The 20,563-nt window shown below is 62.3% G+C and carries 17 protein-coding genes, 1 tRNA gene and 1 pseudogene; 5 read left to right on the top strand and 14 right to left on the bottom strand.

What is annotated here, in order from left to right:
- Positions 1-57 precede the first annotated feature (57 nt).
- The 3 genes from DMO26_RS13595 to DMO26_RS13585 all read right to left on the bottom strand — a co-directional run bounded on the left by DMO26_RS13595 (position 58) and on the right by DMO26_RS13585 (position 5,428).
- Positions 58-3,243: an efflux RND transporter permease subunit gene (locus DMO26_RS13595; RefSeq protein WP_117192614.1), complete on the bottom strand. Its 3,186-nt coding sequence runs from the start codon at positions 3,241-3,243 to the stop codon at positions 58-60.
- A 144-nt stretch (positions 3,244-3,387) separates the two neighbouring features.
- Positions 3,388-4,572 carry an efflux RND transporter periplasmic adaptor subunit gene (locus tag DMO26_RS13590; protein ID WP_117192612.1) on the bottom strand — a complete coding sequence of 395 codons (1,185 nt, stop codon included), beginning with the start codon at positions 4,570-4,572 and terminating at the stop codon, positions 3,388-3,390.
- Positions 4,573-4,633: 61 nt separating this feature from the next.
- Positions 4,634-5,428 (bottom strand): alpha/beta hydrolase, encoded by a 795-nt coding sequence (locus DMO26_RS13585; protein ID WP_117192610.1) that lies wholly within the window; start codon positions 5,426-5,428, stop codon positions 4,634-4,636.
- Positions 5,429-5,583: 155 nt separating this feature from the next.
- Between DMO26_RS13585 and DMO26_RS13580 the strand changes: the two genes are divergently transcribed.
- Entirely contained in the window at positions 5,584-6,519 is a 936-nt protein-coding gene (locus tag DMO26_RS13580) for a LysR family transcriptional regulator (protein ID WP_117192608.1), read from the top strand.
- Here the strand turns inward: DMO26_RS13580 and DMO26_RS13575 are convergent.
- Entirely contained in the window at positions 6,516-7,376 is an 861-nt protein-coding gene (locus tag DMO26_RS13575) for an NmrA family NAD(P)-binding protein (RefSeq protein ID WP_117192606.1), read from the bottom strand. The two genes, DMO26_RS13580 and DMO26_RS13575, sit on opposite strands and share 4 nt — an antisense overlap.
- 112 nt (positions 7,377-7,488) lie before the next feature.
- Between DMO26_RS13575 and DMO26_RS13570 the strand changes: the two genes are divergently transcribed.
- The gene (locus tag DMO26_RS13570; RefSeq protein ID WP_117192603.1) at positions 7,489-8,469 is read left to right on the top strand and encodes a LysR family transcriptional regulator; all 981 of its coding nucleotides are present in this window, start codon (positions 7,489-7,491) and stop codon (positions 8,467-8,469) included.
- 44 nt (positions 8,470-8,513) lie between these two features.
- Positions 8,514-9,710: an MFS transporter gene (locus DMO26_RS13565; RefSeq protein WP_117192601.1), complete on the top strand. Its 1,197-nt coding sequence runs from the start codon at positions 8,514-8,516 to the stop codon at positions 9,708-9,710.
- Positions 9,711-9,736: 26 nt separating this feature from the next.
- On the opposite strand, the gene DMO26_RS13560 is transcribed toward DMO26_RS13565, so the two are convergent.
- The 7 genes and pseudogenes from DMO26_RS13560 to DMO26_RS13535 all read right to left on the bottom strand — a co-directional run bounded on the left by DMO26_RS13560 (position 9,737) and on the right by DMO26_RS13535 (position 14,106).
- The gene (locus DMO26_RS13560; RefSeq protein ID WP_162894851.1) at positions 9,737-9,922 is read right to left on the bottom strand and encodes a hypothetical protein; all 186 of its coding nucleotides are present in this window, start codon (positions 9,920-9,922) and stop codon (positions 9,737-9,739) included.
- A gap of 23 nt (positions 9,923-9,945) precedes the next feature.
- Positions 9,946-10,233 (bottom strand): BA14K family protein, encoded by a 288-nt coding sequence (locus tag DMO26_RS35080; protein WP_404947050.1) that lies wholly within the window; start codon positions 10,231-10,233, stop codon positions 9,946-9,948.
- 18 nt (positions 10,234-10,251) lie between these two features.
- Positions 10,252-10,332 (bottom strand): annotated as a pseudogene (locus DMO26_RS35075) (BA14K family protein); the annotation flags it as partial.
- A 623-nt stretch (positions 10,333-10,955) separates the two neighbouring features.
- A tRNA-Lys gene (locus DMO26_RS13550) sits at positions 10,956-11,031 on the bottom strand.
- A gap of 237 nt (positions 11,032-11,268) precedes the next feature.
- The gene (locus DMO26_RS13545) at positions 11,269-12,186 is read right to left on the bottom strand and encodes a PhzF family phenazine biosynthesis protein (RefSeq protein WP_117192598.1); all 918 of its coding nucleotides are present in this window, start codon (positions 12,184-12,186) and stop codon (positions 11,269-11,271) included.
- Between the two features lie 64 nt (positions 12,187-12,250).
- A complete protein-coding gene (locus DMO26_RS13540; protein WP_117192596.1) occupies positions 12,251-13,000 on the bottom strand; it encodes an NUDIX hydrolase in 750 nt (249 codons plus the stop codon).
- Positions 12,997-14,106, bottom strand: coding sequence for an endonuclease/exonuclease/phosphatase family protein (locus DMO26_RS13535; RefSeq protein WP_117192594.1), 1,110 nt, complete (start codon positions 14,104-14,106; stop codon positions 12,997-12,999). Before DMO26_RS13535 ends, DMO26_RS13540 begins: the two co-directional genes overlap by 4 nt.
- A gap of 182 nt (positions 14,107-14,288) precedes the next feature.
- Between DMO26_RS13535 and DMO26_RS13530 the strand changes: the two genes are divergently transcribed.
- The gene (locus DMO26_RS13530) at positions 14,289-14,657 is read left to right on the top strand and encodes a DUF4189 domain-containing protein (protein WP_117192593.1); all 369 of its coding nucleotides are present in this window, start codon (positions 14,289-14,291) and stop codon (positions 14,655-14,657) included.
- Between the two features lie 7 nt (positions 14,658-14,664).
- Here the strand turns inward: DMO26_RS13530 and DMO26_RS13525 are convergent, their stop codons facing one another.
- The 3 genes from DMO26_RS13525 to DMO26_RS13515 are packed head-to-tail and all read right to left on the bottom strand — an operon-like array spanning position 14,665 to position 18,371.
- Complete coding sequence (locus DMO26_RS13525) at positions 14,665-15,693, bottom strand: ABC transporter ATP-binding protein (protein WP_117192592.1); 1,029 nt, start codon at positions 15,691-15,693, stop codon at positions 14,665-14,667.
- Positions 15,681-17,375, bottom strand: coding sequence for an ABC transporter permease (locus DMO26_RS13520; protein WP_117192591.1), 1,695 nt, complete (start codon positions 17,373-17,375; stop codon positions 15,681-15,683). Before DMO26_RS13520 ends, DMO26_RS13525 begins: the two co-directional genes overlap by 13 nt.
- 12 nt (positions 17,376-17,387) lie before the next feature.
- Complete coding sequence (locus DMO26_RS13515; RefSeq protein ID WP_117192590.1) at positions 17,388-18,371, bottom strand: ABC transporter substrate-binding protein; 984 nt, start codon at positions 18,369-18,371, stop codon at positions 17,388-17,390.
- Positions 18,372-18,607: 236 nt separating this feature from the next.
- Between DMO26_RS13515 and DMO26_RS13510 the strand changes: the two genes are divergently transcribed.
- Positions 18,608-20,509: a CASTOR/POLLUX-related putative ion channel gene (locus DMO26_RS13510; protein ID WP_117192589.1), complete on the top strand. Its 1,902-nt coding sequence runs from the start codon at positions 18,608-18,610 to the stop codon at positions 20,507-20,509.
- The last annotated feature ends 54 nt before the right edge of the window (positions 20,510-20,563 follow it).

Here is a 20,563-nt window from a genome sequence, read left to right as displayed (position 1 = left end):
AAGAATTGCCGCGCGGGCTCCCGGTGGAAAGAGCCCGCGCGGCCCCGGAGGTAGACCTTACTCCGCTGGAGAGAGAGCGGGAGCCGCCTCCTCCGTACCGTGCTGCCGCAGAGGACGGCTGCCGGTAACCAAGCGGGCCAGCATGTAGAAGACCGGCGTCATGAAGATGCCGAAGAAGGTCACGCCGATCATGCCGGAGAACACCGCAATGCCCATGGCGACGCGCATTTCGGCACCCGCACCCGTGGAGAAGACGAGCGGCACGACGCCCATGATGAAGGCCATCGAGGTCATCAGGATCGGACGCAGACGCAGCCGGCTTGCCTCCACCGCCGCCTGGAACGGCGTGCGGCCTTCGAATTCCAGTTCGCGGGCGAATTCCACGATCAGGATCGCGTTCTTCGCCGACAGCCCCACGAGGACCACAAGCCCGATCTGGGTGAAGATGTTGTTGTCTCCGCCGGTCAGCCACACACCGGTCAAGGCGGCTAGGACACCCATCGGCACGATCATGATGATCGCGAGCGGCAGGAAGAGGCTCTCGTACTGGGCGGCCAGTACCAGATAGACGAGCAGCAGGGCGAGCGGAAAGACGACGATGCTGGAATTGCCGGCAAGGATCTGCTGGTAGGTCAAATCCGTCCATTCGAAATCGATGCCGGACGGCAACGTTTCCTTGACGATCTTCTCGATCGCGGCCTGCGCCTGGCCGGACGAGAAGCCCGGTGCCGGACCGCCGTTGATGTCGGCGGACAGGAAGCCGTTATAGCGGGTCGCGCGTTCCGGACCAGTCTGCGCCTCTACCTTGAGAAGCGCCGAGAGCGGAATCATCTGGCCCGACTGCGAACGTACCTTCAGCTGGCCGATATCCTCGGGCTTGGCGCGGAATTTCGCATCCGCCTGGACCCGGACGCTGTAGGTGCGTCCGAACGAATTGAAGTCGTTCACGTAGAGCGAGCCCAGATAGATCTGCAGCGTTTCGAAGACGTCGGTCACCGAGACGCCGAGCTGTTCGGCCTTGGCGCGGTCGAGATCGGCGTAGAGCTGCGGCACGTTGATCTGGAAGCTCGAGAATATGCCGGCAAGCTCAGGCGTCTGGTAGGCCTTGGCGAGAACTGCCTTGGTGGCCTCGTCGAGCGTCTGGTTACCGAGGCCGGCGCGATCCTCGATCTGCAGCTTGAAACCGCCTGTCGTGCCGAGACCGTTGACCGGCGGCGGCGGGAACATGGCGATGAACGCATCCTGGATGGCGCCGAACTTCTGGTTCAGCTGCATGGCGATGGCGCCGCCCGAAAGCTCCGGCGTCTTGCGGTTTTCGAAATCGTCGAGAACCGCGAAGACGATACCGGCATTCGAGCCGATCGTGAAGCCGTTGATCGACAGGCCCGGGAAGGCAATGGCGTGTTCTACACCGGGCTGCTGCATGGTGATGTCGCTCATCCGCTTGATCACATCCTCCGTGCGGTCGAGTGTTGCGCCGTCCGGAAGCTGTGCGAAGCCAATCAGATACTGTTTGTCCTGCGCCGGCACGAAGCCGCCGGGAACCGCATTGAACATGCTGTACGTCGCGCCGACGAGAGCGAGGTAGATGATCATCACCAGGCTCTTGCGGGAAAGCAGGCCGCCGACCGTGCGGCCATAGCCGTTCGAAGCCGCCCCGAAGGCGCGGTTGAAGCCGCGGAAGAACCAGCCGAAGATCGCATCCATGAACCGGGTCAGCCAGTCCTTCTTGGCATGATGATCCTTCAGCAGCAGCGCGGCGAGCGCCGGCGACAGGGTGAGCGAATTGATCGCCGAGATGACGGTCGAGATCGCGATCGTCAGCGCGAACTGCCGGTAGAATTGGCCGGACAGGCCGCTGATGAAGGCGAGCGGCACGAAGACTGCGACCAGCACCAGCGCGATCGCGATGATCGGGCCGGAGACTTCCTTCATGGCCTTGTAGGTCGCAGCTCTGGGGCTGAGGCCGTTCTCGATATTGCGTTCGACGTTTTCCACCACGACGATCGCGTCGTCCACGACGATGCCGATCGCCAAGACGAGGCCGAAAAGCGTCAGCGCGTTGATCGAGAAGCCGAAGGCATACATCACCGCGAATGTGCCGATGATCGAGACGGGAACGGCGATCAGCGGGATGATCGAGGCGCGCCACGTCTGCAGGAAGAGGATTACGACGAGCACGACGAGCGCGATCGCTTCGAGCAGCGTATCGACGACCTTTTCGATCGAGGAGCGCACGAACTTGGTCGTGTCGTAGACGATCTCGTACTTCACGCCTTCCGGCATAGCCTTCTGCAGTTCGTCCATCGTCGATTTGACGTTGTCAGCAATCTCGATGGCGTTCGAACCGGGCGCCTGGAGAACCGCGACGGCAACCGCCGGGCGTCCATCGAGGAGCGAGCGCAGCGTATAGTCGGCAGCGCCGAGTTCGACGCGGGCGACGTCGCGCAGCCGGGTAATTTCGCCGTTCTCACCGCTCTTGACGATGATGTTGCCGAACTCCTCCGGGGTGCGTAGACGCCCCTGCGCATTGACATTGAGCTGCAGGTTGACGCCCGGCTGGCTCGGCGAAGCGCCGATGATACCGGCCGCGGCCTGAACGTTCTGCGAACGGATCGCATTCGAGATGTCGCTTGCCGCGAGCGAGTGTTCGGCCGCCTTCTGCGGGTCGATCCAGACGCGCATGGAATAGTCGCCGGCGCCGAAAACCTGCACCTGACCGACGCCCTGAATACGGTTCAGCCGGTCCTTGACGTTCAGCGTCGCATAGTTGCGCAGATAAGTGATGTCATAGCGGTCGGTATCGGAAACGAGATTGACCACCATGATGAAGTCCGGCGAGCTCTTGACCGTCGTCAGACCCAGAGCGCGCACTTCCTCCGGCAGGCGGGGTTCGGCCTGGCTCACGCGGTTCTGCACGAGCTGCTGCGCCTTGTCGGGATCAGTGCCGAGCTTGAACGTGACAGTGACGTTCAGAACACCATCGGACGTCGCCTGGCTGGACATGTAGAGCATGTCTTCGACGCCGTTGATCTGCTCTTCGAGCGGTGTCGCGACCGTCTCGGCGATAACCGTCGGGTTGGCGCCGGGATAGGTGGCGCGCACGACGATCGAAGGCGGAACCACATTGGGATATTCGGAAATCGGCAGCGAGCGCAGACCGATCAGGCCGGCGATCAGGATGAGGATCGACAGCACGGCCGCGAAGACGGGCCTGTCGATGAAGAAGCGAGAAATATTCATGTCAAAGCCCTCTCTCCGGGGTTAACAAGAAGCGAAGCGGTCCCGGCTCGCAGCCGATCGGCCGCAAGCTCCAAGAAACCGGAACTGGAATGGTTGGGGGTGACCGGCAGGACTTGCCGCCGGTCATGCAGTCATTTCACGTGATCACTTGTTGGCGAGCGTGGCCTCTTCCTCGGGCGCAACCACCGCGCCGGGACGAATGCGCTGCAGGCCGTTCACGACCACCCGGTCGCCCGGGTTCAGGCCCTTCTCGACGATCCGGAGACCGTCGACCGCAGACCCCAGCTCCACCTGCCGGTATCCGACGGTATTGTTGGCATCGACCACGAAGACGAACTTCTTGTCGAGATCGGCGCCAACGGCCCTTTCGCTGACCATCAGATGGTCGGTAGCCTTCGGCTGGCCCATGCGGATCCGCACGAACTGGCCCGGAATCAGCTTGCCGCCCGGATTGCCGAACACGGCGCGGACGCGGATCGTGCCGCTCGCGGCATTCACCTCGTTGTCGATCAGCTGCAGCTTGCCACGGATCGGCGTGCCGCCGGCGGCGAGCGTGCTTACCTCCACCGGAACCTGTTGGATGGCCGGCAGGCCGTTTTCGACCGGAAGATCGGCAAGGATCTGGGTCACCAGCTCTTCGCTGGCATCAAAGCTCGCATAGATCGGATCGCTGGAGACCAGCGTCGTCAACGGAGCGGACGCGGAACCTGCCGCCACGAGATTGCCGACGGTGATTTCCAGCTTGCCGACCCGGCCGGCGATCGGCGCGCGGATCTCGGTATAATCGAGATTCAGCTGTGCCGTTCTCAGCGCCGCCTTGGCGGATTGCAGATTGGCGAGCGCCTCGCTCTGGGCGCTCTGACGCTGGGTCAGATCGCTTTGCGAGATGGTGTTCTTGGATGCCAAGGTCTTGCCGCGCTCGAGCTCGGTGCTGGCGAGCTCGACCTTGGCCTCGGCCGAAGCCACCTGACCTTCCGCCTGTGCCACCGCCGCCTTGTAAGGCTCCGGATCGATGGTGACGAGCAGGTCGCCCGCCTTCACCAGTCCGCCTTCGCGGAAATGCACCGACTGAATGATGCCGGTGACCCGCGGGCGGATCTGCACGCGGTCGACGGCTTCCAGCCGGCCGGAAAACTCCTGCCAGGTGGTGACATTGCGCGGATTGACGGTCGCGACCGTGACCGGAACGGCCGGTGCCGGTGCAGCCGCCGTCGCAGGCGCGGCATTGGCGCCCTGCGGCAGATCCAGATAGACGGAAGCGCCGACAATCAACGCGGCCGTGCTCAGTCCGGTGCCCCACAGGGCCCAGTTTTTGATCTTCGATATCATTCGATATTCTCCTTACGGCCTCGGGAGCAGGCCGCTATTTGCCTTCAAATACATCATGCTACTAATTCAACTTTCCGACGAAGCCGGTGAATTCTGCACAGAGTGCGTCCATCCACTTGCCGCCGCCGTCCTTGTAAATGCCCGTCCAGCCGCAGCCGGCCGGGAAAATTTTCTGCGTCACCCTTACGCCGGATGCCGCCAGCCGTTCGGCATAGGCAACCGCTTCGTCGTGCAACGGATCGTCCTCGGATGTCACGACGAGAGCCGGCGCGACACCCGAAAGCCGCGAACAGAGACACGGCGCCGCATAAGGATGCTGAAAACCGCAATGGGAGCCCAGATAATGGCTCCAGCCCTCCGCCCAGCGCTCGCCCATGCCGATCTTGTCCGCCTTGCGGAAGGAAGCGGTCGCCATCATCGGGTCGATCATCGGCGACAGAAGGATCTGGCCGGAAAGCTCGCCCGGCATCTGATCGCGTGCCTTCAGCGCAATGCCCGCCGCGATATTGCCGCCGGCTTCGTCGCCCGCGACGAAGATCCGCGACTTGGCGCTGCCGAACTGCTTGCGCCGGCCGGCCAGGCAATGAAGCGCCATGAAGGCACATTCCATCGTCTGGGGGAAGAGATTGCGCGAGACGCTGGAATAATCCGCCTCGAGCACGACCGCACCAGCTTCGGCGAGCGCCTTGCCGATCGGTCGCTCCGGTTCGTTCCGGCCTTCATTGAGGAAAGCACCGCCGCGCAGGTAGAGCACCAGCGGCGGAGCCTTGCTCTTGGCGGCGCCTTCATAAAGGCGCATGGGGACCGGCGGCTTCGCCACCTGGTCGAACTTGATATTTTCCCATTGCACCGACATTGAAAAATCCTCTGGCCGACCCCTAGTGAAGGAGGTACTTGCCGTCAACTTCGAACCTGATATTATTGTTCGGACGCAATCACACAAGTTCGCGACATATGACAACACTATTCCAAATTCCGGGATAATGCTGCAACGCAGTAGGGGACGCTAAGATGGACCAGCTTTCAGCGATGCGCGTTTTCGTTCGCGTGGTGGAAACCGGGAATTTCACCCGGGCCGCCGCAACGCTCAACATGCCGAAGACGACGGTGACCAATCTGGTGCAAAGCCTTGAAGGCCATCTGCGCACGACGCTGCTCAACCGCACGACGCGGCGCGTGATGGTGACGACCGACGGCGCGCTTTATTACGAGCGGGCCCAGCAGATCATATCCGAGCTCGACGAACTCGACGGCAGCCTCTCGAATTCGCAGACCCAGCCTTCGGGGCGACTGCGGGTGGAAATGGCCGGCGCTTTTGCGGATATGCTGGTCATTCCGAACCTTTGCGACTTCCACAACCGATACCCCCAGATCAGGCTCGATATCGGCGTCGGCGACCGGCTGGTGGATTACATCGCCGAAAACGTCGATTGCGCTTTACGCGGCGGCACGCCCACGGACCAGTCGCTGATTGCCCGCAAGGTCGGCGAATTGAGCATGCAGGCCTATGCGGCTCCGCTCTACCTCCGCAATTTCGGCGCGCCCACCCATCCGCAGGACCTGGAAAACGACCATTTCTCGGTAGGGTATCTGAACGCCACGGCCGGCCGCGTCATGCCGATCGAATTCAAACGTGAAGAGGAAACGATCGAGATCAACCCGCGCTACGTGGTCTCGATGAACGACGCCCGCTCCTATGTCAACGCGGCGATCGCCGGCATGGGCGTCGTGCAGTCGCCGCGCTTCATGGTGCGCGATGCGCTGGAGAAGGGCGAACTCGCCGAGGTCATGCCGGACTGGCGCTGCGAAAGCCTGCCCCTTTACATCGTCTATCCGCAGACCCGCCACCTTTCGAACAAGGTGCGGGTCTTCGTCGACTGGCTCGCTAAACTCGTCCAGAACCTCAAGGTTGAGGACAATCGCGAGCAGATCCGCAAGGTCGGTTAGGCGTTCGCAACCAGCGAGGCGATCACCTGGCGGATGTCGGTCGACGCCTTGCGGGCATGCGCACCATCGTCCCGGAAAGCGATCCAGCCGTCGTTGAAGCCGTCGAGCATGCGGATACGCGGCATCGGGTTCTTCATGCCCTGCGAGCGGAAAAGCTCCTCCCAGGTCCCCCGGGCGATGGTCTCGATCTTGACCGGCTTGCCCAGCGCCGCTGCGAAAGCTTCCGCCAGATCGTTCGGCGAGACCCGGCGCGGGCCTTCAAGCTCGACGAGACGATGGCCCGCCCAATCGTTCTGAAGCAGCTCCGCAACGGTGCGGCCGACATCCTGTGACGCCACCATAGCAAACGCCTTTTCCGGCGGCTGCAGGAAACTGTAGAGCACCCCTTCGCGCGCGGACGGCACGTCCCACGCAGCATTGTCCATGAACCAGCCGGCGCGCAGCGTGGTGACCGGAAGATCGATTTCCGCCAGCGCCTTCTCCACGATCGTCTGCTGCGACAGCAGATTGTCTTCGGTCGCATCGCCGCCGATCGTCGAGAGATGCACCACCTTCGCCGGCCCCGCATCCTCCAGGGCCTTGGCGACGGCTTGCGCCACATTCCGCGCTTCCGGGTAACCCGGTTCCGGATCGAAGACCGGTGGGGGCAGAATGAAGACACCCGCCGTTTTGCGAAATGCCTCCGCCAAAGCCGCGGCATCGTTCATCTCGGCGATGGCGATCTCGCATCCCTGCCGGGCCCATTGCGCCGCCTTGCCGGCATCGCGCATGACGGCGCGCACCTTGTGACCTCGGGAAAGCAGCGCTTTTGCTGCTTCCCCGCCCACCTTTCCGGTGATCCCGGTAATTGCATACATGATCCTGTCCTTTCGCTTCTGAAGACAGAATAGGCTTACCGCATCGGCAGACGTTGCCGTGAGCGCCAAAAAATCATATGACTGATGACGAAAAATCACCAAAGGATTGAAGATGACCTTCGATGCCCGTGTCGTCTCGAATATCGGCGTGCTGGCCGCGATCGCCGAAACCGGCAGCTTCGCCCGCGCCGGGGAAGCGCTCGGCCTTACCCGCTCCGGTGTCAGCCGTGCCGTCACGAGGCTCGAAACGCAGGTCGGCGTACGGCTTCTGGACCGGACGACCCGCGTAATAGCGCTCACCGACGAAGGTCGCCGGCTCTATTCCGAAGTGGCCCCTCTTCTGAGTGGCATCGAGGATGCCGTCAGCCTCGCCTCCGGCGCATCCGTCGCAGTGCGCGGCAGGTTGCGCGTCAATGTCGATGCCTTCTTCTCACGGCTTCTCTTGACGCCGCATGTCGGCGAGTTCCTCTCGCTCTATCCGGAACTGTCACTAGAGCTGGTCGCCCGCGATCAGCTCGGCGATCTCGTTGGCGAAGGTTTCGATATCGCCGTAAGGTTCGGAACCCCGCCGACCTCATCGCTGGTCGCCAGAAAACTCCTCGAAACGCGGACGATCACAGTCGCCTCGCCTTCCTACCTCCAGGCGCGCGGCCTTCCTGCCTCACCCAAGGATCTGAAGAGCCATTCCTGCATCCTGGTGCGGGACTCACTCACCGGCCAGCCGATCGAGGACTGGCAGTTCCGGCGCGGCGGCGAAGTGGCGGAAGTCCGGATTTCCGGCCGGCTGATGGTTGCGGAATGGGGCAGCATGCTTGGCGCGTGTCTCGAAGGCGTCGGCATCGCCCGCGTCAAGGCGATCGGCGTGCAGCACCTGCTCGACCGGGGCGCGCTGATGGAAGTATTGCCAGACTGGCAGGGGGAAACTTTCCCGCTTTATGCTCTCTTTCCGTCGCGCCATCTGCCGCCTGCCAAGGTGCGCGCCTTTATAGATTTTGTTGCGGCACGGCTCACGCCGGAGGCCGCCGAACTCGCCGACCAAGAAATCATGCCATCGGCGACGGAATTTATGCCTCGACTGATGCGGGGGTGGTAAGGATTCGTAAGAGTTTGCTTGTTCAAGACTGGAATACGCTGAGCATGACACGTTGGGGACATGTCGCAATCGCCGTGCTGGGCGGCATCGCAGCCGCATTGCATGTTGGAAAGGTACCGCCCGCCATTCCCCTCCTGCGCTCCGAACTCGGCATGGATCTTGTGGCGGCCGGCTGGCTGATGGGATTGGCGAGCGCGCTCGGCGCCGCCTGCGGTTTCGTCATTGGCCGTTTCACCGACTATCTCACCCATCGCCGCGCCATGATCCTCGGCCTCGCCCTGTTGATCGCCGGCAGCTTGATCGGCGCCGCCACCCATGTCGAAATGGTTCTCTTCGCCAGCCGCGCACTCGAAAGCGTTGGATTGATCATGGTCTCCGTCGCCGCGCCCGGCCTGATCGCGTCGTCGATCGACCCGCGCGACACCGGCCTTGCCTTCGCACTCTGGGGCGTCTGGATGCCGGTCGGCGTCTCCGTTATGATGATGATCTCGCCCTTCCTGCTGCCGAGCTTCGGCTGGCAGGGCTCCTGGGTGTTCGCGGCCGCCCTCAGCCTCATTCCGCTGATTGCGCTCGTGGTGATGAAGGTTCAAAAACCGCAGGCGTCCGGCCACCGCTCGACGTCGCTGCTGACCGCCGTCAAGCTCACTGCCTCGCGTCAGGTCTCCTGGATCCTTTCAGCCATTTTCCTCGCCTACAGCGCGAGTTTCATGGCTATCTTCGGTTTCCTGCCGACGCTGCTGATCGAGGAAATGGGGATCGGCCTGACGGCAGCCTCCGTCATGACCGCGCTTGCCGTGCTGATGAACGGCACCGGCAACGTGCTCGGCGGTGTTTTCGCCCGCTGGGGTGCGCCGCGCTGGGTGCTGATCGCCGGCCCCTGCGTCATGCTGGCGCTGACCTCCTACCTGGTCTTCGGCCACGGTTTTCCGCTCTGGATGCGTTACGCCTCCTCGGTCCTCTACGCCGTCTGCGGCGGCGTCCTGCCCGCAACCATCATGGGCTCGCTGCCGGTCTATGCACCGCGCCGCGATCTGGTCGGCACATTCAGCGGCTTCGTCATGCAGGGCTCCAATATCGGCCAGGTCTTCGGACCGATGCTGCTCGCATCGATCGTTGCTACATCCGGCTGGTCGGGCGCATCCCTTTATATCGCGGCCATGGGCGGACTGGGAATCGTCCTGGCGTTATGCCTGCGTCAGACGGAACGCCGCATCGCGGCAGCCCATCCCAAGGCAGTGTGAGAACGGCGGCGCTGCCGCCTCGCTTTTCAGATCGGCACCACGCGGGGCTCCAACAGGGCATCCAGCCCAAAGACGCCGTATTCGCGACCGGTCCCCGGTTGCTTGAAGCCGCCGAAAGGTGCGAGCGGCTCGTGCGGCGCGCCGTTCACCTCGCCACCCGACTCGTTCCAGCCGATCGGCGATGACCGCTTCGGCTGCCTGATGCCCAGCAAGGGTCGCTGCTGTTCGCGGCTTATCATCCATAGGGAGACCGGCACGTCCGACGAGGGCCGCCTTCGAACGGCCGATAGCTGTTGTCCTCGGCCCGGTAGGAGCGATACCGGGCAAAACACCACTCCTCGTGGGCGCCGACGGGAACACCGTTGTCGACGGCTTCGGAATTGGCATAATCGGCCTGCGCGCCATAAACCGGCTCTTCCTCGGGGAGTGGCTGTTCCCGGACAGGCTGGGCGTCATCCGGTGGCACCATCTGCTCCCGCGGGGCTGCGGCGACATCCCGAGATATCGGTGCGGCCGATTGCACGGCAATGGTTCCCGGAGCCTGGCACTGACGGCGCGGACCGCCGTCATAGGGCTGATAGCTGTTGTCTTCGACCCGGTAGGAGCGATAGCGGGCATAACACCACTGTGCCTGCGCTGCAGTGACCATCGGTTGCGGCTGCGCTTGGTTTTCCGGTTCTAACGCCGGTTGCCCGGTCAGCGGATTGATGGCCGGAGGAACATTCGACCCCGGGGCGATGGACGCCGTCGTCGTCGCGTCGATCGCCCCGTTGTCTGCATTCGCCTCGGATATGCCGGCGGGACCGCCAACCGCCGCCGTTTGGGTCGTCGAGGCGGCGGAGTCGCTGGCGGCCGCCGGATCGGCGGGCTTCGTTGCAGCGATCGTGTCGGAATCGGAGGAGGTCGCCGCCGGGACGCGCTGATAAGCCTGTTTGCCCGGATCGACAGCTTCCGGATGAGATGTCCACAGATCCGGCGTATCCATGTGGGCGAACTTGTGGGGTTCCGGCTCGGCAATGACATTTGCGGTAATGATCACTCCGCTCAGGAAGACCAGAACCAGCAGCACAAAACTCGCCAAAAGCATGAGGACAGGTTTCACGACCGCACTCCAAATCCATTTGCGGTCCAATGCCGATTCACGGGATGAAGTTCCCGAAGAAATCCAAAAGCGGCTCACTTTTAATTCACGGGTGATAACAAGCCGACATTCACCGGCAAAAGCATCTTGTCATCAAGAGAAGATGGTGGGTGATGTAGGGCTCGAACCTACGACCCGCTGATTAAGAGTCAGCTGCTCTACCAACTGAGCTAATCACCCAAGAACCGTCTGGTGCAAGGCGTGCTCGCCAGCGGTGTGAGGGGCGTATAAAGGGGATCGTCCGGCTTGTCCAGCGTCTCTCCGAAAATTATCTGCCTGAAGCATCAAAAAAATCGGGATGGTAAATCCGGACGGTCCCAAATATCCTGCCCTAACCGTGAAGACGCCACATAGTAGAGAAATTTCAACGATTTAGTGCGTCACAATATCGCAATCCTGATCGCAACAGCCGAAGAATCACAGATCGAGCGTACCTTCCGCCACCTTCACGGCCTGACCGCCAATGCGCGCCTTGAAGATTTCCGCGTCCTTCACATCGATATGCAGGTGGATGAACGAGGGCCGCCCCATCTCGACCCCCTGCTCAACGAGGATCGGATGATGGCCATCCGGCAGCGCATCGAAATGGCGGATAGCGCCGGCCAGCGCGGCGACTGCTGCGCCTGTGGCCGGATCTTCCGGAATTCCCATGTCGGGAGAAAACATGCGCGCGTGGAACTTCGCCTGGTGATGCACGCCGCCCCGGCAATAGATATAGGCCGAAGTCAGCGCACCTTCGACGAAGGGCGCGATCTTTTCCCAGAAAGTCGTATCGAATTCCAGGCTCTGCACGGCAGCCAGATTGTGCAGCGGCACCATCACGAAGGGTACGCCGGCGCTCCAGATCGACGCGACGTGATTTTCGAAGCCGATATCCGTGGATTTGACGCTCAGCGCATCGGCAAGCCCCTGCCGGTCGAGCGCAAGTTCGATCCGTAGGGGCTTGCGCGGCAGGTCGAACTCCGCAAAACCTGCCTCCCCGTGCCGCAATCGCACCGCACAGCGCACCGGCCCGACATTTTCCTCCAAGACGCAGACGAGGTCCTTGTCGAGCGCGCCGATCCCGTGATTGCGCTCGGCCAGCGCCACCGCCGTGCCGACGGTCGGATGGCCTGCGAAGGGCAGTTCCCTGCCGGGTGTGAAGATGCGCAACCGCGCCGCATAGGCGGCATTGCCGGACGTCTGGACGAAGACCGTTTCGGAAAGATTCATCTCCCGGGCGATCGCCTGCATCGCGCTGTCGCCGAGATCGTCGCCATCCAGGATCACCGCCAGCGGATTGCCGAAAAGTCGTTTGTCGGTGAAGACGTCATAGATGCAGTAGCGACGGGCCAACGGCACCTCCCCCGTGTTTCGATGGCGCCAAACTGCCCGAGCGATCCGCCCGGCGCAACCCCGTTCAGCGCGCTTTTGGCGCGTCGGCGAAATACCAGTCCAGGACCGGCAGCATGCCGACATGATAATTTTGCGCCGAATGGTCGGCGGAACGGATCGCCACCGCGCCTGCGATTTCCTTGTCTTCGGCCACCTTCATGTGCCGCTCTATCCGGGTGATGATGTCATCAGCCGTCAGATCGAACCGGAAGAGCCGGAACAGCGTCACCGCCCGGTGGAAATGTGCGACCCAATATCCTGAATGGGTTTTCGCGTCGCCGAGGTCGAGACCGGTTTCCTCCATCACCTCCCGCTGCATGTTGTATTCCACGTCGCACACCCCGTCGAAGACGTCCTGAGCTTCGAAGGACCCGCAGGCGAAGTAGACCAGGCCGGCATTCGCCGTATGCGCCCCCATGCGGATCGCGATCAACGCTCCGTCCGAGGATTCGAGCACCGGATAAGCGTGGATATGCAGGCCGCCGGCCCGCGTCTTCTGCTTGCGCCACCAGAGAAAGGCACGGAATGGAATGATGTGTCCTTCGCCGACAAGGCCATCCGCCGTCAGCGACACACGCCTCTGAAGCACCATACGCCCGTCGAAAAGCGCCGGATTGGCGGCAATCTCCTCCTGCCAGTTCGCGTCGATCGCCTTGCGCTCGGAGACGTAGAACGGATGGTCCCCGGACAGGATGTCCATCCGGACCGTCGGCACATGGAAGACCACCCTCTCCCCGGGCAATCCGGAAAGGTCCTGGTGAGGTTCGACTGTCATGCGATCTCCAGCGACATCACGACGGGGCAATGATCCGATGCCTTAGGACGGTCCCAGCCGATCCTTGGAAACCGCTCCACCTCCTGGACCGGCGGAAATATCGTACGATAGGGCTGGCCTCCGCGGATGATCTCCGGAACGGACCCTGCATTGTGCGCGGCAAGCGCGGGCGACAGCCAGATGTAGTCGAGCTGGCAAAGATGCTGCTCTTCCGGCCCGCGGGCGTGATAGAGGGTCCAGCGGTCCATCACATCCCTGCGTGTGACGGGGTTCACGACAAAGGCGTCATCGCTGAAGACGTCGAGTGCGCTCTTCTCCTCGCGCCGGGGCTCGAACCGATAACCTTCGCGCCGGTTGCCGATCACCTGGACCTTTTCCTGATAATCGTTCATGTCGCCGCAGATGGCGAAATTCCTGTCCGCCGTCTGGCCTTCACCGAAACGGCGCTCGACGATCCGGCGCACAGCCCTCGCCTCGGCCATCCGGATTGCCATCGTGCCCGTACGCCCGTCCGTACCCTCGCGCGCATTGCCCATCGATTTGAAATGTACGACGTAGAGTAAGAGCGGCTTGCTACCGATCTTCAACTCCAGTTCCAGGCAATCGCGCTTGAAGATCTTGTCATACGGCCGGTTGCTGAGCGCCAGTTCCTCGTTGAAGAGGTCGAGATCCTGATAGGTCAGCATCGCGTGGCTGCGCACGTCGACGACCTCTATCCTTTCGCCGCCGCGGGTCTCTTCGCGCAGCAGAACGGCGACATCGATGCCGCGGCCGTCATTGCCTTCGACCAGATACTTCTGGCGGTAGCCGTTGCCCACCATCCGGTAGAGATAGCCGTATTCGAAGGCCTGCAGCGCCGGCATGTTGTCGACCTCCTGCAGGCAGAGGATGTCCGCGTCGGCTTCGGCGATGGCGAGCGCCGAAAGCTGGCGCGTGTCGTCCGTCTCGGCGATCATGCGGGCCTGTTCGAGCTGCTGGTAGACGGCCTTGTCCTGCACGTCGTAAAGCTGCAGGACGCGGTCCTGCCGGAGCCGGTTACGCCAGCCGGAAAAATCGAAACGAGTCATTAGGTTTTCGATATTGAACGTGCCAAGCCGCAGAGACATCCATCCACCCTTTCGAGAGCGCCATCTTATCTGCCGTAACCTGCAGGAAAAATGAACGAATCGATAAACTTAAAAATGGTCAGCTCCGATGATGCAAGGCCGATTGAAACGGCATGGCAGCAGTGCCATGCTCATTTCGGTGGCTTAATTTGGGACGAGATAGACGATCGACGGGGAATTTCATGAGACGTTCATTGCTAAGAACCGCCACGCTATGCGCTGTGTTTTTTAGCGCTGGCGGCGCTCTGGCGGACAGTTTCGGCGCTATCTCCTATTCGCCGAGCACCGGCGCGACGGGCTGGTCCTACGACCATGGCTCCCGCCGGAGCGCGGAACGCACCGCGCAAGACGGTTGTTTTCAGAACGCTAATGATTGCCGCATCGCAATATGGTTCAAGAACGGCTGCGGCGCCGTCGCCCGCGGCGATGGCGGCGGCTGGGGTGCCGATTGGGGCGCCGATCGTGGCCCTGCCGAATATCTCGCGCTGCAGGCATGCCGTCAGCATACGACCCGCTGCAGGGTCGTCCGCTGGCAGTGCTCCGGGCTCTGACACGTGTCTACAGCCGCCAGGCTGAGCGGATGACGACGCCCACGTCGGCGCCGACTTTCACCGGATGGCGGCTGAACGCCCGCAACGCCTGCCCGTCCGGCAGCGCCAGCCGCAGGGCATAACGTTCACCCTCGAAAAGAACCGAACGGACGGTGGCGGGTGCTCCCTCCGGCGCGATCTCGACATCCTGCGGGCGAACCAGAATATCGGCTTTCGGGCCTTCGGAACCAGCGGCAAGTGCCGCCAGCATGGCCTGCCAGTCGAGAACGCGCATGTCACCGGCCGGAGACGGAAGTGACAGAATAGCGCCCAGCCCCACCAGCCCGCCGACCAGCCGACCTTCCGGACGCGCGTAGATCTCCTCCGGCGTCGCGATCTGCAGAAGCCGGCCCTCGGACATCACCGCGACATCGGTCGCCAGCGCCATCGCCTCTGCCTGGTCGTGGGTGACATAGATCATCGTTGCGCCGGAGCGGGCATGGAATTCGCGAAACGTCTCTTCCATCTCCTGGCGCAGATGCCGGTCGAGATTGGCGAGCGGCTCGTCGAGCAACACGACGTCCGGTTCGGTGACGAGGCAGCGGGCGAGCGCCACGCGCTGACGCTGACCGCCGGAAAGATCGGCCGGCCGCCGCTCCGCATAGGCCCCCAGCCGCACTGCCGCCAGCGCCTCCCTGATTTTCGCCTGTCGTTTCTCGCCAGAAATGCCGCGCACCTTCAGCGGATAACCGACATTGTCCGCCACGCTCATATGCGGCCAGAGCGCATAGGACTGGAAAACCATCGCCATATTGCGACTTTCCGGCGGCACCATATCGTTGGCATCCGCCAGCACCCGTTCGCCGAGCAGGATCGAACCGTCGGTCGGCTGCTCGAAGCCGGCAATCATACGAAGCACGGTCGTCTTGCCGCAGCCGGAAGGGCCGAGCAGCGCAAGAAAGCCGCCTTCCCGCACCGTCAGCGAAACGTCGTGAACCGCCGGCCGGCCACCAGTATCGAATGTCTTGGATAAGCGGTTGAGGATCAGCTTCGCCACGGCACCACACCTTTCGGCAGTCGTTTCGCCATCAGTTCCAGCACCAGCATCATCGCCACCACCATCACGACCACCAGCACCGACAGCGCCGAGGCGAGATTGAAACTGCCGCTGTCATCGAGATTGTAGATCGCCACTCCGAGCGTCTGGGTACCGGCCGACCAAAGCAGCGCCGAAACCGTCAACTCGTTGCAGGCGATCAGGAAAACGAGGATTACCGAGGCCCCCGCCGCCGGCGCCACCAGCGGTACGACGATATCCGCAAGCCGCCGTCCGAAACGGGCGCCCGAAAGCCTGGCTGCCTCTTCCAGCGACGGGTCGAGCTGCCTGAAGGCGCTCACGACCGGCTTGAGGCTGACGGCGAAGAAACTGGAGAAATAGGCGATCAGGATGATCCAGATCGTTCCGTAGATCGACACGCCGACGATCGGAATGGGCGCGGCGAAAAGCAGGATGAAGGCGACCGCCAGGACGATGCCCGGCAGGGCATAGGGTATCTCGGTCAGTGCCGAGATGAGCGGCGCAAACCGGCTTTTGCCGCGCACGATGAAATAACCGGTCAATACTGTCACCACCAGGAGACCAAGCGCGGTACCAATCGAAAGCGCGATCGAGTTGGTGAAGGCGGTGCGAGTGGTCGCCTGCCGGAACAAGATTTCCTCATAGGCGTGAAAGGTCACCGTCGAAAGGCTCAGCGGCACGCCATAGGCCGGCGCCAGCGAACTTGCGACGAGCGCCGTCAGCGGCATGACGAGGATCAGGAAAATGGTAAGCGACAGCGTACATTCGGCCAGCCACCGCCAGTTCCGCAGCCGGAAGACCGCCACCTGCCCGGAAAGGCCGATGACCCGATAGTCCCGCCCGCGCAGAACCCGCTCCTCCACGGTCAGCCCGACGATAGACAGAATGGCGATCATCGCCGACAGGACGGAGACGTCTCCGAACGTGCCGGAATTGAACGTCGCGAACTTGGCATAGATCAGCGTCGGCAGCGTATAGATCGAGGCGGGAATGCCCAATATCGCCGGAATGCCGAAATTGCCGACGCAGGAGACGAAAGCGATCGCCGCTCCGGCCGCGAAACCCGGGAGGGAAAGCGGCAGGATGACATCCTTCAGCACCTGCCAGGAGGAGGCGCCGGCAAGCCTTGCCGCCTCCACCCCATCCCGCGGCAGGGCAAGCAGCCCCGCACGCAGCGAAAGATAGACGAGCGGCGCGTTCTGGACGCCATAGAGCAACGCGATGCCGCTGACCGAATAGAGCGGCTGGGGGGAGCCCAGCGGCGGCGCCAGTCCAAGCGCCTTCAAAAGCGCACTCGACGGTCCGGTCATGCCGATCCACGAAAGTGCCGTCACCTGCGGCGGGATCATCGTCGGCAGCATGAACAGGAAGCCGAGCGCCGTTTTGCCGCGGATATCGAACAGCGTCAGCAGCAGCGCGAAGCCGCCGCCGAGCACGACCGCGGCGATCATGCCGAAAAATGAGGTCGTCAGCGTATCGTAGACCGCCCGCCAGACTGCCGCATCCGCAAGCAGCTCGGCCGTACGTCCCTGCAGCGCCGACGAAATGCCGGTCACCGCGAGCCGCCCGAGGGGCAGCACGCTCAAAAAGAAGATCACCGTTACGACAAAAGGAAACAGCCAGCGTGGCTGGCTGTTTCCCCGATTCCGAGACCGCGTCATCAGGCGCTTATATCAGCCTTTGATGCCGAAGATATCCGCGAAGGCCTTGACGTCCTTCTCGGAATTCTTGAGCGCTTCGGAAGCATTGATCGGCAGGACCTTGATCGTCTCGCGGGCCGGAAAACCCGGAGGGACCGCCATGCCGTTTCTCGCCGGGATGTAGCCGAGCTTCAGGAAACCTTCCTGCCCCTTCTGGGAAAGCACGTAGTCGATGAACTTCTTGGCGGCGTCCGCATGCTTGGTGGATGCGAGGATCGCAGCCGGTTCGGTGACGGCGGAAACGCCTTCCTTCGGAAAGACGAACTCGACCGGGGCACCCTTGGCCTTTTCGCGGATCGGCAGGTAATCGACGACGAAACCGTAAGCCTTCTCACCGGTGGCGACCGATTTCAGGATCGCGCCGTTGCCGCCGGCGGCAACCGCGCCGTTGGCCTTGAGGTTCTTGTAGTAGTCCCAGCCGAGGCCGGAAACGCCTGCAAGCGTCTGGGTGTGGATCAGTGCGGCGCCCGAGGCGAGCGGGCTCGGCATGGTCACAAGGCCCTTGGCTTCCGGCTTGGCGAGGTCCGCCCAGCCCGTCGGCTTCATGGCGGCCTGGGTATTGTACATGATGCCGGTGGTGATCAGCTTGGTCGAGTAATAGTAGCCGTCGGCGTCGTAGAGCGTCTTGTCGTAGTTGGCGGCTTCCGGCGACTTGTAGGCCATCAGCTGGCCGGCCTGCTTCATGCGCTCGAGCGTCACGATGTCGGCGATCAGCAGCACGTCGGCGGCGGGGTTCCCGGCCTGGATCTCGGCATTGAGCTTTGCCATGATCTGTGGCGTTCCGTCGCGCACCCACTGCACGTCGAGGCCCGGATTGGCGGCCTTGAACCCGTCCACGGTCGCCTGCGCATCCTCGTTCGGCTGGCTGGTATAGAGCACGAGATCGGCGCCATGGGCTGCACCGGCAATCATGCCGAAGGCCACGAGGGCGGTGAAGGCGGAGAGAAGCTTCGTCATCGGAGTGTCCCTGTTCGAGATAAGCTGCGGACGATAAGCATTCCTGCTTGACAGCCATGTGACAAGTCGCCGTTCGCGCCGGTTATCTTTATCCGGCTTAGCATCGCGCAACGTGCGCCGAAATTTACTTTACCGCGAGTTTTCCATGGTGAACGGCCCGTTGCGGTTCGGCAATCAATTGTAAATGCGAACAAATCCTGCAATGAGATGGATGGGGATATATTTCGGGGACTAAGATGAAAAGCCGGGAAAACTTGGGCTCGCGCCTGCGTTACGCATTCGACAAGAGCATGGCGGGCGGCGCGATCGCGCTGATCGGCTGGCTGGCGCTGATATCGCTGATCGTCATCATGATTGCCGGCGCGATATTGTCGGTTACCGGCATCGCGCCCGAAGGCGCCGAACCGATGGGCTTCATCGAAGGCACCTGGGAATCGCTGATGCGCACGTTCGATGCCGGCACGATGGGCGCCGACCAGGGCTGGAGCTTCCGCATCGTCATGTTGCTGGTGACGCTGGCCGGCATCTTCGTCTTTTCCGCCTTGATCGGCGTTATTTCCTCCGGCCTGGAAGAGAAGCTCGACGAGCTGCGCAAGGGCCGTTCGCGTGTTCTCGAAACTGAACACACGATCATTCTCAACTGGTCCCCGTCGATCTTCGACGTCATCTCCGAACTGGTCATCGCCAACCAGAGCCGCAAGACGCCGCGCATCGTCATCATGGCGAACAAGGACAAGGTGGAGATGGAAGACGAGATCGCCGCCAAGGTCGGCGACCTCAAGAACACCAAGATCATTTGCCGCAGTGGCGATCCGACCGATCTCTACGACCTCGGCATCGTCAATCCGCAGACCTCGCGGTCGATCATCGTTCTGTCTCCGGACGGTGACGACGCGGACAGTCAGGTCATCAAGACCGTGCTCGCTCTTGTCAACGATCCGAACCGCCGCCCGGAAAAATACATGATCGCCGCCGAAATCCGCGATGCTGACAATGCCGACGTGGCAAGGATCGTCGGCGGCGGCGAAATGCAGCTCATCCTCGCCGACGATCTTATTGCCCGCATCGTCGTGCATACCAGCCGTCAGGCGGGCCTCAGCGCCGTCTATTCGGAGCTCCTCGATTTCGACGGCTGCGAAATCTACACGATCGAACAGCCCGATCTCATCGGGAAATCCTTCGGCAATGCCGTGCTCGCCTATGAGAACAGCACGCTGATCGGCCTCTGCGACAAGGATGGCAAGATCCATCTCAATCCGAACCCCAACCAGGTGATCGTTGCCGGCGACCGCGCCGTGATCATCTCCGAGGACGACGGAGCGATCAAAACCTGGAACGGCGACATGGGCATCGACAAAAGTGCCATCAAGCCGATCCTCAAGCGCGGCAAGACTGCAGAACGCACGCTGATCCTCGGCTGGAACCGCCGCGGCCCGATCATCGTCAAGGAACTCGCCCGCTACGTCGCGCCAGGCTCCAGGTTGACGATCGCCGCAGATACGCCCGAATTCGAGCAGGAGGTCACAGCACTCGGCCTCGACGCCGCCACGCTCCGCGTGGAACACCAAATCATCGATACCAGCAGCCGGCCGGCTCTCGACGCGCTCGATATCCCCTCTTTCGACCATGTTCTGGTGCTCGGCTACAGCGACCACATGGCGGCTCAGACGGCCGATACGCGCACCCTGATCACGCTTCTGCAGATCCGCAAGATCGGTGAAAAGGCCGGCAAGCACATCAGCGTCGTCAGCGAGATGATCGACGTGCGCAACCGTGAGCTTGCTGAAGTCACCCGCGCGGAGGATTTCGTCGTCAGCAACAAGCTGGTCAGCCTCATGCTCGCCCAGGCGTCCGAAAACGAATCCATGGCGGCCATCTTCGACGAACTGCTCGACGAGGCGGGTTCCGAAATCTACATGCGGCCGATGAGCGACTACGTGGATATCTCAAAGCCGCTGAACTTCTTCACCGTCTCGCTCGCGGCACTGCGTCGCGGCGAAATCGCGCTCGGCCATCGCCGCCAGCGGGAAGACGACGCAGATATCCGCAATCTCGGCGGCGTAGTGGTCAATCCGCCCCGAAAGGAGACGGTCACCTACAGCGAAAAGGACATGGTGATCGTGCTCGCGGTCGACTGATATAAGGCGAGAGCAGGCCGAAGACCCGTCACAAAGGTGGTTGCAAAACCGTGA

The organism is Rhizobium terrae, from assembly GCF_003425685.1.
Taxonomy (GTDB): Bacteria; Pseudomonadota; Alphaproteobacteria; order Rhizobiales; family Rhizobiaceae; genus Neorhizobium; species Neorhizobium terrae.
The sequence above is the reverse complement of the archived record's forward strand: the minus strand, read 5'-3'. Positions and strand labels throughout refer to the sequence as shown.